Here is a 15,145-nt window from a genome sequence, read left to right on the forward strand (position 1 = left end):
CTTCAGGGGTGGGTGTTGCCACTGCGGGCAAGCGCCAACGCCGCGCCGACACAACGTTGCTGGAAACCTTGATCGACGGGCATTCGGCTAATGAAGGTTCTGAACCATGCGGGTGCCACCAGTGCCTCCATAACGGCGGTATGATCCGGATTTTCCGGCAGTTCGCCGCGAAGCACGGCTTTATCGAGCATTACATAGGAACCGGAAAACCGTCCCTGCCAGAATTCGGCGAGCACGTGACCCACCACCTCGTCACCTTCCAGTGATGCGGCGAAAAACGCCTGTGCCAGTTTCTTCGTCCCTGGGTCAGCCAGCATGGCCACGATGCTGGCCAGATAGGCCTGAAGGTCGCTCCCGACTGATCCCGTGTCCGGTATGGGAACCAGATCGTTGGAAATGTCGTGCAGCATGTCACTGACAAGTTGCGGGCGGGTCGGCCAGCGACGGTAGATCGTGGCGTTGTCCACCGAGGCGATTGCGGCAACGGCGCGGTGGGTAAGGCCGCTATAGCCTTCCTCCTGCAGCAGACGCCGTACGGCATCCATCACCGCTTCGCGCACGCGTTCGCTGCGACCGCCACGCCGTTCCTGAACCCTGTCGAACGGCCCAATGTCCGACCCACTTGACCGCATCGCCTGTCACTCCTATTTCTTAATGCAGCAAATGCTGCGTTAAGGTAGATACCATGAAAATTCATTGCATTCAAACAGGCGATGTCCAGATCAAGAGCCGTCATCAGCTCGCCCGCTTTGCGGCCCGGCCGGCACGTGCCCTGGATGTCGTTGTCGATGGGAGTTGGTCGCCAAGATTGCCGATCGGCTGCTGGCTGATTGAGCATCCCGAAGGTCTTATTGTCGTCGATACCGGTGAAACGTCGCATGCGAACGATCCGGGTTATCAACCGTGGTGGCATCCTTTCATGCAGTTTTGCGAGCGCCGTTGGGTGCGACCGGAAGAAGAGGTTGGACCGCGGCTCCGCGCCATGGGTTTTGACCCGAAAGACGTGCGCTGGGTGGTGATGACCCACATGCATGGCGACCATGCTGGCGGCATAGGTCATTTTCCCAACAGCACTATATTGCTCAGCAAACCGGAGGCGCATGCGGCGCTGTCACGCACTGGCCCGCTCACCGGTTATCTCAACATGCATTATCCTCAATGGCTGAAACCCACGGAGGTCGAGTTTACCGATGGTCCTTTTGAAAGTTTCGGCAGCAGTAAAACGCTGACGCGGGACGGCAAGGTTCATATCGTTCCGACCCCCGGACATACGCAAGGTCACATGTCTGTGGTGGTGGATACGGGCGATCAATGCGTGTTGATCGCAGGCGACGCGTCCTACAGCGAGAATGACATGATCGCCGGTCATGTCGACGGCGTCGCCTTCGATGCGGCCATCCACCACGATACCACGCGGCGAATGCGCGAACTTTGCCAGCGCAGGCGGACAATCACCCAATTTGCCCATGACCCGCAGAGTGCAGCCCGTCTCGCAGCCCTGCAGATCACCGAAATCCCGGTCTGATGTCGTTCCCTGCGGCGTAAAACAGAGCTGTTGCAATTTCGTGTTTGCTGCAACCATGTGTGGATTTTTGCCTGGCGATTGCATAACGATAATGGCGGCGTCAATTGGGGCGCTGTTTTAGAAAATTACCGTGCGCCAAGTGCCACGAACATATTCATTTTTGCCTGGGTTGCTCTCTGTTTCGCAGTGGCGGCGCCGGGCGTATTGGGGGATTTCATGACGGACGTGGTTGAGGGTATTTCGCCGGCTCAATGGAAAAGACAGAGATGGCAGGTCATCAGAAATATGGCGCTGCTGGCTCTTGGCTTACAGTTGGTGAAAGTCGTGATCGTTGGCCGTTTCCCCATTTCCGGTTGGGGCGCCTTTGTCGGCGAGCAATTGGGCGCTGCGCTTGCCTATTTCCTTTTTGGCCTGTTGGGCTTTTTCGTCGCCCGTATTGTTCAGAGGGGACGTAACCCGTCGGCAGGGCTTTACACCGGCTCGATCATGATTGTCATCTTTGGCATTCTTGCATTCATTGCCGAGATGAAACACTAGGATCAGGCGTTCCTGTTTTTCGCACCTGCATCCACAAGGTCACGAACGCTCGCCGGTGATCGGGGGGCGGCTGGCGATCATGGGGATCAGCCGGTCGTTGAGCATCTTCTGCATGTCAGTCTCCGTCAGGGTCTTGCCGTTGTTCAGCCGTTTGAATTCGGTCACGTCTTCGGCGAGGCCGATCTGCAATTGCGCCAGGCGTCTGGCCTCCTCGGCGGTCATGTTGGCGGGGTATCTGATGAAGCCGAGTTCCGTCATCAATTCGCGTGAACGCGTGAAGGTGCGGTTCAGATCGAAGCTTTCGGATTTCGCCCTTTTCCGGTCGGTCTGGGCCGCCTGTCGCCATGCGGTGACCTTTTCCCAGTCCTGATCGGACAGCCGGCTGCGGTGTTGGAAAAGATCCGCTTTTGCAAAACCTTGCGGGTCGTTGGCATACTGGCTCTGCAGCTCGGAGAGCGTGCTTTCGTCAGTGTTCGGCTCACCGGACTGGCGCACGGTCCTGTGGTAGTCTCTGAGGGCGCGCATGCCCGAGGGGCCGATGGTCGACTGGGTCTTGACGGGCATGGTCATCGGGTCGAACGCGGGGTCGGACTTCACCTGCGCCTGCGCCCACTGCTGGGCATCTTCCCGTGCGGCATCGATCGCGCGCTTCTGCGCGGTGAAATAGGCGTCCAGCACGTTCCTCGTTGCGGCGCGTTCATCGGGATCGGCAATTGCAGCCAGTTTCCGTTCGATCTCGCTCAGGCCCTTCGGGCTGTAATTGGCCAGTTTCATGGTGTCGGGATCGACAGTTCCGGCTGTGCGGATGCCAAGCAGTCTGGTCGGGTCCTCAGCCGTGACCTCAATCCTTCCGGCCCGCGAACGATTGCTGCCAAGCACCAGAAACCTGCCATTGGCATCATGGCCCTGAAACAGACCGACATCGGCGATGTCGTTGTCGCGGTTGAAAACGACGATATCGCCGGGGCGAGGCGCATCGGTGGCCGTGCCGAAATGGAGATAGGAGCGGGGCTCCCGATTGTGCCCTGGCGTGACACCCTGGCGGTCAAGCACATCGTTGAGAACGTCTCTGGACCAAAGGCCGACCGAGGGGTCGACAGTCGTTCCGGCGGCGTTTTTCAGAAAACCGGTGACCGCCGTTTCCGTGTCGCCGTTCATCATGCCCGAAGGGCCACGCGGCAGCGCTGGAAGTCGACCCAAAGGGGCATTTTGCGGGCCGGTTACGGCCGACGCGGCAAAGGTTCGGTAATCCTGCGGCAACAGGGCCGCGCGGGCGCGGGTGGGGCCGGGTCCAGGCCCGGCGTCCGGGCTGGCACTGGCGGCCACAAGGTCTCGTCGCGGTCCGGCCGGGCGCCCGTCATCATAGGTCGGAATGGAGAGGCTGCCGGTAATCTCGCTCAGATTGCGGTTTGCCCTGGCCTGAAGAACGGGGCCTGCGAGCGCCGTTTCCAGCTCTTCACGGTCGGCTTGGATAAGCTGTCCGCGCCGTTCTGCCATGTAGTCTTCAGCGGCCAGTGCATCCCTGCCGGCAATATCGAGGACGATGTCTTTCGTGACGCCCGAGACATAGTGCTGTTTGCGCTCTGCCAGCACATCGGCACTCCAGCCGTGCATATAGCCCTGTTCATCCAGCTCGTTCATGCCGCCTTCTATGGCGGCGTCAGCCTTTGCCGGATCGTTGTAGGTCGCCAGTGCATCGTTGGCGTAACCGGCGATACGGCGGTTGGAGGTCTCCGTGAACCAGGCCTTGCGCTGCTCGGCAACGTGGCTGATTGCGCTGTCCAGCAGGCCGGTCATCGCCTCGCGGGAGCTGTGGTCGTAAAGTTTTGCGGCGCCCGGCGTCAGTCCTCTGGCAAATTCCATGCGCTTTTGCCCGGCCTGCCGTTCGAAAGCGGCACGCGCGTCGAGCGCAGCTTTGCCCGTGAGTTTCAGGAAGCCGTCTTCGCCGTAAAGCGCGTTGCGTTGCCAGTCTGCGTAATGTGTACCGGCATCCTTGGCGCTGTTGGCGTCGTCCAGTTCCTGCACGCGCACCATGGCGTCACCAGCGGTTTCGAGCCCTCTGGCCAGCACCTGCATGCCGCGGCCAACACCGGCGCCAAAGGCTTCCGCGTCGGCGCGCACGCTCAACCCCTCGGTATATTCGGGGCGCAGGGCGACGTGCTGCTGGGTGTCCTGATAACGTGGAACGGTCGGCATGTTGAACCTCTTCAGATATAGCCCAGTTTATTGGCCTGCGCGTAGGCGTTGCTACCGCCGCCGAGAATGGTGCCGATGGAACTCAGATAACCGCTCTTTGTCGCGGCGTCGGCGCGCATGCGGTCCAGTGTGGCGCTGGCGCGCTGGTTGGTGGCCTGCACCTTGTAACCATAGGCTTCACGGTAGGCGTTGGTCTTGATGTTCAGCGCATCCATCTCTCCCATGCGGGCTGTGTCGACGATGGTGTCGAGCGGCGATCCGAAGGAAAGGTCGAGCCCGTTCGCGGCCATGGCGGCACGCTGGCGGCCCTGCAGATCGGCGGTCTGCATGCGCTTCTGCTGCTCTTCCTGCTTGCCGCGCTCGATGGCGTCTTTCGCCTGCCGGTCGGCAATCTGCGCATTCATGGTCGCGACCTCGGCGTTATAGCGGTTGGCCGCCGCAGTCGCTTTTGCTTCCTGCACCTGTCCCGCCGCGCCCAGCAGGGTTGAACCCAGCGTCAACGCAATTCCCAAATCACACATCGGTCGCCCTCATTTCGAAAAGCCGGAAGGAATGCCCGTTGATATCCACGGGGTCGAACAGCCGAAAACCCAGCCATTCGAGCCAGCGAACGGAAACCGTGTTGCGGGCATCCACAAAGTTTCTGAGCACGGAATAACGCTGCAACAGTTGCGACGGCCAATGGCTGGATATGCGAAGAAACACCCGAAAATTCTGCTCCACCGCGTCGGTGCCCAAAAGCCAGGGGGCGCCAACGCCGGTGAGGACGTTGATGTCGCCAACGCCCCACATCAGTTCCGGGCGGCCGTTGAAGATGGCTGTCCAGCAGCAGGATGACTTGCGATAGGAATAGGAAAGTGCCGCAAGCGGTGTGCGGCCGGACGCGGCGAACACCTCTTGGCGGTCTGCAGCCCGCATGCGGGATGCAATGGCGCGGATGTGGCCGGGGCAGGCGCGTACGATGTTGAGATCAGCGGCCAAGGGTGACATCCGGCATGATGGCGAGGATGGTCATGGGCAGCGGATCGAACTGCTTTACCCACATGCTGCCGCTTTCCGTCCAGTCCCAGTTGGGGGTGATCCTGAGGTCGCCGGTGTAGAGCCTGATAGCCTCGTTCCAGGCCTCGTCGCGGCGCTGCTTGTATTCCACCAGCGTGTCGTCATCGCGCCCGCCATCATTGGGGCCAACGAAGATGCCGCGCGTACTTTCCACTCTCAGCGTCACTTCGCTGATGGATTTTGCCCGGCCCTGAACGGTGCCCAGCCCCTGAATCTGGCCGAGATCGAGGTCCAGCGTCTGGATGGTCGCCGTCATCGGCAGACCGATATGGATCTTGGCGGCGGCGTTCTGCAGCGTGACAGCGCCGCCCGCGACCTTCAGATTGCGCACCACATTGCCATCGGCCAACGCCACCACATCCTGCCCCTCCAGATGATCGAGGCCGGTGATGGTGGAAGCGGGCGGGCCGTTATAGGTCAGGCCGCTATCGACGAAAAATGCATCCGCAACGGTGGCGAAGGAGCGGCTGTGCAGGCGCTCGATATAGCGTTTCGTCTCGCCGTTGATCGTGCGGCGTACGATGAAATAGGCGACGTCTTCGCCGTTTTCCTCGATCACCGTCACGTCTTCGAAATGCGCGTCGCCATCAGGGCCGCTTTCATGGCGGGTCCAGCCCCACACATCCTGTTCCTTCATGTAGGTCAGCGACACCAGCGCGCCATTATCGAGCACGACCCAGACGATGGAGTCAGGCGCCTGCGAATAATCCCAGGCGGCAATTTCGCGGTCCTTGAAGAGATGCCGTGCAAGAACCGTCAGGTCTTTGCCGACATAGCTGTCCTGCGTGTAATCATAGGAGAAATCGCGGATCACGCCGCCAAGCCGCTGGGCAAACAGCACCGTGTTGCCAACCACAATCGGCTGCACCTTCGCCGCGCCGCGATAACCCTGGTTGTCGAGTTTCAGGGCAGAGGGTGAAATGGCGTCGGAGGCCGAACCGCCGGTGACGATCCATTCCGACCCGGAGGTCAGAAGCAGAAGACCCCGCACGGAAATCATCGAACGGATTTCATTCACCTGCCGGGCGCGGATACGGAACGTCACCGCGTCACTTGCCTTGGCAGGCGAGGAAACACCAAAATTCTCGTAATTGGCAGACTGGCTCAACCACACCGCCTGCGGGTCGTCCTCGGTCGAGGCGAAGGCCAGCCGCTGTTCGATGAAGGTTACGCAGCGAGGATAGCTGCCAGCGGCGTTAAAGGGGTTGCGGCCGGTTTGCGGCGTGTCGGCAAGGTCGGGCGTGATGTTCTCGTCATCGAAGGAAAAGCCCGTCGTGCCGCCGATATAGCCGTAAATGCCGTTGTCTTCGCGGTAGACGATGTAGCGCACGGCGCCTGCCACGCCGTTCCACGTCACGCGGTTGATGCCGCCTTGAATGGCAAGGTCGTTTACCACGCCGCCACTGTTGGATGGCAGGCTTTCTTCGCCGCTCTCCGCCACGGCTGAAACAACGTAGTTATAGACCGTTGCCACATAACCGGCCTTGCCGGCCGTATCGCCCGGCTTGTTGACGGAGGTCAGAACCGGGGAGGCGATCTTCGGCTGAAAACTGACATTGCTCAGCGTCCAGTTGTCATCGGCCAGCCGCCCGAGTTTCCGGACCGGATGGGCCACATGGCAAAGGTAGAGAACGTCCGCCTCCTGCACGAACACCAGATCGGCCACCTGTGCGGCCGTATAGGTCGTGGCAATTTCATAGGCGGCTGCGCCTGTCACGATCAGCCCGCCGTCGCGGAAAATCCTGATGTAGTTGTGGCCGAATTCCAGCACATAGGTCTGCTCGGTGTTGAACTGGAATTTTATCAGCCGGGCACGGCTGGCGCTGTCCTTGATTTCATGGACGAATTCCAGCCCGGCCCGGTTCGAGACCCCGCCATGCGGGTGAATGAACACGTTGAGCGCGGTGCGCATGCCACTGCCATATTTGGCAAGATCGGTGCGGGCGCCAAGGGCAGGGGAAAGCTCGCCTGCGGTAAAGGAGGGCTGGTAGGCGCGAAATTCAGCCATGGTCACGCACCGCGATGAAATCGGTCACGATGTCGGATGTGTGCCGCGTCTCGCTGGCATCGGCCTGTTCGGCGCTCGCCTGCGCGCTGGTTGCCACCTTCAACGCATCGGCACGAATTTTCGGCTCGCGCGTCAAGGGCATCGCAAGACGCACGGCCAGATGCCAGGACAGCGCCTCGATGAACAGCGGTGAATATTTGGTGGGGTCGGTCAGTCGTGCCGTGTAGCGAAGCACGCAGGGGGAGAGATTGCCATAAAGCGTCTGCCCCTCGATTTCATAAGGATGCTTCAGCTCGTCACTGTCCTGACTGTACTCCTTCAGCGTGCTGCCATCCCCGGCATAAACCGGCCTGATCCAGCGCACCTGCAGGCAATCGGAGGGCAGGGTGTAGGCGTAACGCCAGGCACCCGGCTTGTCATTGTCGACCTCCGCCAGAAACTGCGTCCTCCTCGCCGCCGTCCAGGGATAGGACTGCAGCAGGACATCGCGCGTGTGAGCATAGAACTGATTGCAAGCACGCGCCTCGGCGCTCTTTTCCGTCAGATCGGTGATGTTGGACTTGCCGACATTGGAAAGGGCAAGATTGCAGATAGAAACGACCGAAGCCATGAACCAACCTTTCGTGTTGGCTCCTGGATAGGGCGGGAATGGTTGTCAGGCTGGCATGGGTAAAGCGACATCCCGCCCACGCGGCGGGTGGTGCCTGCCGTCAGCGCTCACGCAGGGTCACGCCGTAGGTTTCGAGTGCGCTCGCCATGCGCTCGTCTTCCGTGCGCTCGGGAAAGAGCGTGTAGCTCGGTGCCCAGATTCTCGAGATGCGGTCGATCTTGATGGCTATGATGTGGCGGATTGGGAAGTCGGTTCCTGCCATCTGCAGAAGTCTCTCACCGTAGACCGGAAAGTCCTGCTCGTCTGGTTTGATAATCCGGGCGGTGCCGACGATCTTGAAGCCGCGTTGGCGAAAGACGTCGATGAAGCTGACGCAGGCTCTGGGCTGGGCGCGCAGGTTGCGGACGGTGTTGGCGGAGGCGATATCGGCCACGACGATATGGTCGTCGCCGTGCGACGCGAAGATTTCCTTCGGGCTCACATTCGGCGTTCCCTCGGCATCGACGCTCGCCAGCCAGCACAGTACGGAATTTTCGATATCGGTCCTGATGGCGTCGTTGATCCTGGCGTTCATGCGTGTCTCGCTTTGTTCGTCCTTGCCCTGTTATCGGACGTTCAAACCCAGTTCGGCAAGCAGCATTCCGGCCTGTTCGCGCGAGATCGTCGCGCCCTTGAATTTTTTTGCGTCGATCAGGCGCAGACCGCCGAGATCGGCGCCTCGCAGATCGGCGTCTTCGAAGCGGGCATCCACCACATTGGCTTCGCGCAGGCTGCATCGGTCGAACACCGCTGCCCTGAAATCGCATCTGGCAAGATCGGCCATGCTGAAATCCACGCCCTCGATGCGCGCCTTGCGGAAGGAGAGACCGGGCAGGCGGGCGGCGGAGAGCAGCGTGTCTTTGAAGCTGATGCCCATGGCACGCAGGCGTGTCAGGTTGGCGCCGGTCAGCTTGCAGCCGGTAAAGGCGGTGTCGTTGACGCGGGCCTCCACGAAAGACGCGTTGTTGAAATCGCAGCCCTGAAACGTGACTTCGGGCAGGTCCGCACCGGAGAAATCGGCGAAGGGACCACGGCAGGCGGCGAATTTTGCGCCTTCAAGGTTGGCGCCGCGCAGATCGGTGCGGCCGAAGCGGCACTTTTCGAAGCTCCAGCCTTCGAATTCAAGACCGGCAAGATCGGCTTCCTCGAAATCGCAATCAACCAGATGCACGGGCAGGGATGGCTGTCCCAGTTCGGTGACATCGGCGCGTGAAAGTCTGCGTCCTTCGATTGTCCGGGCGATTTTGTCGGCCATGTCTGCACTCCTGCCAGTCTTGATTTTCGTCATCTATGCCGACCGGCCCCGCGCTGATTGCTCAGAAACGGGGCCGGTCATTCACGGGGTATCAAACAGTCGCGGGAGGATCAAACGGAGCTCAGCTCTTTTTGACGCGCCGCCTGATGCGCCTCTTCCTCCATCAGATCCGCCTCGTCATCGTCCACCGGCCGCTTGGTCCTGAACAGTTTCAGCACGAAGACGAAGAAGGCCGGAACGAAGAACACCGCAAGGACGGTGGCCGAGATCATGCCGCCCAGAACCGCCGTACCGATGGCGTTCTGGCTTGCGGCGCTGGCGCCGGAGGCGATGACCAGCGGCACCACGCCCAGCGTGAAGGCAAGCGAGGTCATGATGATCGGGCGGAAGCGAAGCTTTGCCGCATCGATGGCCGATTCCAGCAGCGGTTTGCCTTCGGCATAATAGTCCTTGGCAAATTCGATGATCAGGATCGCGTTCTTGGCCGAGAGACCGATGATGGCGATCAGGCCCACCTTGAAGTAGATGTCGTTGGGCATGCCCGCGACCATGACCGCCAGCACGGAGCCGATGACGCCGAGCGGCACCACGAGCATGACCGAGAGCGGAATGGACCAGCTTTCGTAGAGACCGGCCAGAAGCAGGAACACGAACAGAAGGCTGATGCCGAACAGGAACGGCGCCTGCGAACCGGACTTGATCTCTTCCAGAGACTGCCCCGTCCATTCAAAGCCGATGCCTTCGGGCATTTCGCCCGCCAGACGTTCCATTTCCGCCATGGCCACACCGGAGGAATTGCCGGCCGCCGGTTCGCCGGAAATACGCACGGTCGGATAACCGTTGTAACCGACGATCTGCGGCGAGCCCTTCTGCCATTGTGCAATGGCAAAGGAAGACAGCGGAACCATGCCGCCGCTGGCATTGCGCACGTTCAGCTTCAGCAGGTCTTCCACCTGCAGGCGGTTACGATCCTGCGCCTGCACGATCACGCGCTGCATGCGGCCCGAATTCGGGAAGTCGTTGATGTAGGACGAACCGAGATTGGCGGTGATGGTGTTGTTGATATCGGCAAAGGTCACACCAAAGGTGTTGGCCTTTTCACGGTCGATCACCAGCAGCACCTGCGCGGCATCCGGCAGGCCTTCCACACGCATGCCTGCAAGAACCGGGCTCTGGCTGGCCTTGGCCATCAGGTCGGCGGCAGCCGCCGTCAGGGCAGCCTGGCCAACGCCGTTGCGGTCCTGCAGACGGAAGGCGAAACCGCCGGTGGCGCCGAAGCCTTCGATGGCCGGTGGCGACAGCGCGAAGCTGGTTGCATCCTTCAGGCCAAACAGGGCCATGTTGACACGGTCGGCAATGTCCTGCGCGGAGTTGCCTTCGCCACGTTCGCTCCAGTCCTTCAGCGTCACGAACATCAGGGCGGCATTGGCGCCGCTACCGGAGAAGCTGAAGCCCTGAATGGCAACGATATCCTTCACGGCAGGCTCGGAGCGGAAGATCGCCTCGATCTGTTCCACCGATGCCAGCGTGCGGTTGGCACTCGCCTCCGGCGGGCCCTGGATATCGACCAGCAGGTTGCCCTGGTCTTCGGCCGGAACGAAGGACGACGGCAGGTTGACGAAGAGGTAGCCGAGACCGACGACGAGGGCGAGGTAGATCACCATCATCCGGCCGGCACGTTTCGCCATGCCGTTGGTCACGCTGACGTAGCGGTTGGTCAGCCGGTCAAAATTGCGGTTGAACCAGCCGGCCGGGCCTTTTTTCTCATGGTGGCCCTTCTTGATCGGTTTCAGGAAGGTTGCGCAGAGCGCCGGTGTCAGAGACAGCGCCAGGAAGGCGGAGAAGGCAATCGAAACCACCATCGTCAGCGAGAACTGGCGATAGATGATGCCGGTCGAACCGGGGAAGAACGCCATGGGAATGAACACGCAGGAAAGAACCAGCGTGATGCCCAGAATGGCACCGGTGATCTGCTTCATGGCCTTGCGGGTGGCAGCCTTTGGCGAAAGGCCTTCTTCGGCCATGATGCGTTCGACGTTTTCGACCACGACGATGGCGTCATCGACGAGAATGCCGATCGCCAGCACCATGGCGAACATGGTCAGCACGTTGATGGAGAAGCCTGTGGCGAACATCACCGCCACGGTGCCCAGCAGCGCCACCGGCACAACAAGGGTCGGAATGACCGTGTAGCGGAAGTTCTGCAGGAACACGAACATCACCACGAAGACCAGCACAACGGCTTCGATCAACGTGTGCAGCACCTTTTCGATGGAGGCCGAAACGAAGGGGCTGGTGTCGTAAGGCGTGTCATAAACGACGCCCGTGGGGAAGAAGCCAGAGAGTTCGTCCAGCTTTGCCTTGACGGCGTTGGAGGTGGCAACGGCGTTACCCGTGGAGGAAAGCTGGATGCCGACTGCCGCACTCGGCTGGCCGTTCAGGCGGCTGGAGAAGTTGTAGTTTTCCGCGCCGAGTTCGATGCGGGCCACGTCCTTCAGCAGCACGGTGCTGCCATCCGGGTTGGCGCGCAGAATGATCTCTCCGAATGCCTTGGGATCGGAAAGCTGGCCCTGCACCAGAACGGTGGCGGTCAGGTCCTGCGACACGGGGTTGGGGGCAGCACCGATCTGGCCGGCGGCAACCTGCGCGTTCTGCGCGGTGATGGCGGCGTTGACGTCTGCTGCCGTCATGTTCAGGCCAACCAGCTTGTCCGGATCGATCCAGACACGCATGGCGCGCTGGGCGGCAAAAAGCTGCGCACGGCCCACGCCGTCAATACGGCGCAGTTCACCCAGCACGTTGCGGTTCAGGTAATCGCCCAGCGCCACTTCGTCCATGCGGCCATCGGTGGAGGTCAGCGTCACCATCATCAGAAAGCCCGATGCGGCCTCTTCAACCGTCACGCCTTGCGAGGTCACGGCCGAAGGCAGGCGGGATTCCACGCGACGGATAGCGTTCTGCACATCCACCGACGCCTGGTCGATATCCGTGCCCGCCTCGAAGGTGGCGTTGATGCTGACGGAGCCGGAGGTATCCGAGGTGGACTCGAAATACATCATCCCGGAGACGCCATTCAGCTCTTCTTCGATTAGGCGCGTCACACCCTGATAGATTTCCTGCGGCGAGGCGCCGGGGTAGGCGGTGGATATGGTCAGCTGCGGCGGCGCAACCTTGGGGTATTGCGCAATCGGCAGAAAGGGCAGGGCAATGATGCCCGCGATGGAAATGAACAGGGCGAAGACCCAGGCAAGGATCGGCCTGCTGATAAAGAACTGTGCCATGGTTTTTCCTTACTGGCCCGTCGTCGCGGCAGCGCCGTTACCGGCGGCCTGCTCGCTGGCTTTCTGCGGGGTGGGCGCCCAGGGTTCAGGCGCCACCTTGGCGTCCGGCTGCACCTTCTGCACACCGTCCACCACGAGTTTTTCGCCCTGCTTCAGGCCGCTTTCGACCACCCATTCCTGGCCAAGCGCCTGGCCGAGTTCGACCTCGCGCAGCTTTGCAATGTTGTCGGCATCCACCACATAGACCTGGGCTCGGCCGTCCTGCGTGCGGGTCACGGCGCGTTGCGGCACGGTAATCGCATCCTGGCGCACCGCCTGTTCGATCTTCACGCGCACATACATGCCGGGCAGCAGGTCGCCGCCGGTGTTGGGAAACTCGGCGCGCAGCGTCACCTGACCGGTGGTGGAATCCACATTGGCGCTGGAAAACAGAAGCTTGCCCTTTTCGCGGTAGACATCGCCATTGTCGAACACCAGTTCAACGCTGGCCTGACCGGGGGCGGGGCTCTGCAGCCTGCCTTCGTTCACGGCGCGGCGCAGCGCCAGAAGATCCTGCGCGGACTGGGTGAAGTCGGCATAGACAGGGTCGATCTGCTGGATCAGCGCCAGGCTCGATGTGCCGTCAGCCGTGACAAGCGCACCTTCGGTCACCAGCGCACCGCCGATGATGCCGGTGATCGGCGCGCGAACCTCGGTGTATTCGAGGTTGATGCGGGCTTCTTCCAGCGCGGCCTGCTGCAGAGCCACGTCTGCCTCCGCCTGCGCCAGATTGACGGAGGCCGTGTCGTATTCGACGCCGGTTGCGACATTGCGTTCGCGCAGCGTCTTCTGGCGGTCAAGCTGCACTTTGGCGTTGTCGCGGGTCGCTTCCGCCCGGCGCAGGGCCGCTTCGGCGCTGGCCACACGCACGCGGAACAGTTTCGGGTCGATGCGGTAGAGCACGTCACCCTGCTGCACCAGCGCACCCTGTTCGAAAACGCGCTCCTGCAGGATGCCGGAAACGCGGGCGCGAACTTCGGAAACGCGGGTTGCCGCAACGCGGCCCGGCAATTCGCTGACCACGGGAATGGCATGCGCCTTGAGGTCTATCACGCCAACGGCGGCGGGCGGCATGGCGGGCATGCCCTCCTGGGCGCGTGCGCCGGTGGTTGCGCCCATGGCGGTCAGGGTCAGAAGCGAGGTTGCAAAAAGGCACGCCTTCAGGCGCGGCAGTGTTCTGCTGCGTTGCATGGTGGTTCTCTCAATGTTGGGGTCAGGCCATCAGGCGGCTTCAGCCGTCAGGCCGGGATTTCAGGTCTTGTCGGGAAAGGATGTGTAGATCGTTCGCACACCTTCAAGAATGCTTGTCCGCTCTTCGTCGCTCCATTGGTGGAAGCCAAAAAATTCGGTGACACAGAAGCCGCACAAGGCAAGGTAAGCCATCAGCGCCGCCCTGGGTTTCGGGCCTTTGCTGATTGCGTCGAGGTCGGTCTGGGTCCACTCGCGCATCTGCTGCTGGATCTTTTCTTCCGATGACATCGAGGCGCTGATGGCGATGGCAACAGCCCGCTCCACATCATCCACCACACGCTCGGCCGCGGTAATACGGCCGTAAAGCTCGGGGTGAGGGGTGTCCTTCGCCGCAGCCACCAGTTCCGCCTGACGCTCCAGTTCCTGGTGCATCCGGCGGTCGATCAAGGCTTCCAGCAGGGCGCTCTTGGATTTGTGGTCGTAAACGACGGTTGATTTGCTGACACCAGCCTCCTGCGCCACGGCATCGATGGAAAGCCCGGCAGCACCCAGCTTCACCACCACCCGCTCGGCAGCATCCAGAATGTCATCCTTCATGATCTTGCGAATACGGCCCACGTCACTCTCCAAATCAGAACACACCCCGTTCTAAACGAAATCATCAGGCATGTTCTATCTGTTCGCACTTTCGCATCTTCCACAGGCAAACCCAAAACACGGATCACCCGGAATCGCTCAAGTCGCAGGATTATTTACGAACGATCGTATTTAAATGCAATAAAAAACGACCGTTCGTATAAAAATAATGGTTTTGGGGTGTGGGGGTGTGTTTGCGTGTTGTGGTGGTGAGAGCTGTTTAAGTGCGACAGGGAACAGTGCTTTGGGCGTGGATGAAGGCGCCCAGAGTGCGTGCTGATTAGATGGGGCATTCCTGGAAGCTAAGGCGCTGAATAACAGCGTCTTTTGCAGGAAGGGAGTGAGACGCGATGTCTTGTTTATGTGCTGTTTTTCTTCGCTGACGATAATTGCATGGCAATAAGGCGGATGTCAGTTTGCCTTATCCGTTACCTCTGGAATGTACGAAATGGTGGCGCAGGAGGGAGCGCTAACCATCGCTTGAAAGCCTTGGAAACCGGGCCTTAAGGGATGCCTAGGGGGAGGATGATGTCTGCCTTGTATGCCTCTGCTTTGCACAGTCTAGCGAAGCGTTCAAGAGGCGGGCATACGCATTGCAAATTGAGCAAGATACGACAGCCAAAATCTGAGATGCTAAATGCGGCAGCTTGTCAAACAATGCCGTTTTAGTAGTGCATTTTTGCTATCTAAGGTGTTGATGCAAGCGTTACTCGAAGACGGTTGGCAAAAGACGATGTCCAGCTTTGCCAGCGGAGATTTCTATACAGGT

The 15,145-nt window shown here is 60.6% G+C and carries 13 protein-coding genes; 2 read left to right on the plus strand and 11 right to left on the minus strand.

The annotated features are described in order from the left end of the window. Window positions 1–2: 2 nt before the first annotated feature. On the minus strand, window positions 3–632 hold the full coding sequence (locus tag ACIQT8_RS02720) for a TetR/AcrR family transcriptional regulator C-terminal ligand-binding domain-containing protein (RefSeq protein WP_400963123.1): 630 nt from the start codon (window positions 630–632) through the stop codon (window positions 3–5). A 53-nt stretch (window positions 633–685) separates the two neighbouring features. On the opposite strand from ACIQT8_RS02720, the gene ACIQT8_RS02725 reads away from it, so the two are divergent. Then, window positions 686–1,525 (plus strand): N-acyl homoserine lactonase family protein, encoded by an 840-nt coding sequence (locus ACIQT8_RS02725; RefSeq protein WP_400963126.1) that lies wholly within the window; start codon window positions 686–688, stop codon window positions 1,523–1,525. Window positions 1,526–1,741: 216 nt separating this feature from the next. Further along, complete coding sequence (locus ACIQT8_RS02730; protein ID WP_400963129.1) at window positions 1,742–2,062, plus strand: hypothetical protein; 321 nt, start codon at window positions 1,742–1,744, stop codon at window positions 2,060–2,062. 39 nt (window positions 2,063–2,101) lie between these two features. Here the strand turns inward: ACIQT8_RS02730 and ACIQT8_RS02735 are convergent, their stop codons facing one another. The 10 genes from ACIQT8_RS02735 to ACIQT8_RS02780 form a co-directional block, all read right to left on the minus strand. Then, window positions 2,102–4,258 (minus strand): hypothetical protein, encoded by a 2,157-nt coding sequence (locus ACIQT8_RS02735; RefSeq protein WP_400963132.1) that lies wholly within the window; start codon window positions 4,256–4,258, stop codon window positions 2,102–2,104. Between the two features lie 11 nt (window positions 4,259–4,269). Further along, on the minus strand, window positions 4,270–4,779 hold the full coding sequence (locus tag ACIQT8_RS02740; protein ID WP_262525940.1) for a hypothetical protein: 510 nt from the start codon (window positions 4,777–4,779) through the stop codon (window positions 4,270–4,272). Beyond that, complete coding sequence (locus ACIQT8_RS02745; protein ID WP_400963135.1) at window positions 4,772–5,248, minus strand: hypothetical protein; 477 nt, start codon at window positions 5,246–5,248, stop codon at window positions 4,772–4,774. Before ACIQT8_RS02745 ends, ACIQT8_RS02740 begins: the two co-directional genes overlap by 8 nt. After that, window positions 5,229–7,325, minus strand: coding sequence for a hypothetical protein (locus ACIQT8_RS02750; protein WP_400963138.1), 2,097 nt, complete (start codon window positions 7,323–7,325; stop codon window positions 5,229–5,231). The genes ACIQT8_RS02745 and ACIQT8_RS02750 overlap by 20 nt, the downstream gene beginning before the upstream one ends. Beyond that, window positions 7,318–7,935, minus strand: coding sequence for a hypothetical protein (locus ACIQT8_RS02755; protein WP_400963141.1), 618 nt, complete (start codon window positions 7,933–7,935; stop codon window positions 7,318–7,320). Before ACIQT8_RS02755 ends, ACIQT8_RS02750 begins: the two co-directional genes overlap by 8 nt. Before the next feature lie 100 nt (window positions 7,936–8,035). Further along, complete coding sequence (locus tag ACIQT8_RS02760; RefSeq protein ID WP_400963144.1) at window positions 8,036–8,509, minus strand: pyridoxamine 5'-phosphate oxidase family protein; 474 nt, start codon at window positions 8,507–8,509, stop codon at window positions 8,036–8,038. Window positions 8,510–8,539: 30 nt separating this feature from the next. Then, on the minus strand, window positions 8,540–9,229 hold the full coding sequence (locus ACIQT8_RS02765; protein ID WP_400963147.1) for a pentapeptide repeat-containing protein: 690 nt from the start codon (window positions 9,227–9,229) through the stop codon (window positions 8,540–8,542). A 110-nt stretch (window positions 9,230–9,339) separates the two neighbouring features. Then, a complete protein-coding gene (locus ACIQT8_RS02770) occupies window positions 9,340–12,510 on the minus strand; it encodes a multidrug efflux RND transporter permease subunit (protein ID WP_400963150.1) in 3,171 nt (1,056 codons plus the stop codon). Window positions 12,511–12,519: 9 nt separating this feature from the next. Next, a complete protein-coding gene (locus tag ACIQT8_RS02775) occupies window positions 12,520–13,740 on the minus strand; it encodes an efflux RND transporter periplasmic adaptor subunit (protein ID WP_400963153.1) in 1,221 nt (406 codons plus the stop codon). Window positions 13,741–13,800: 60 nt separating this feature from the next. Beyond that, window positions 13,801–14,358, minus strand: coding sequence for a TetR/AcrR family transcriptional regulator (locus ACIQT8_RS02780; protein ID WP_400963156.1), 558 nt, complete (start codon window positions 14,356–14,358; stop codon window positions 13,801–13,803). Window positions 14,359–15,145: the final 787 nt, after the last annotated feature.

Source organism: Agrobacterium sp. NPDC090273 (genome assembly GCF_044772305.1).
Taxonomy (GTDB): Bacteria; Pseudomonadota; Alphaproteobacteria; order Rhizobiales; family Rhizobiaceae; genus Agrobacterium.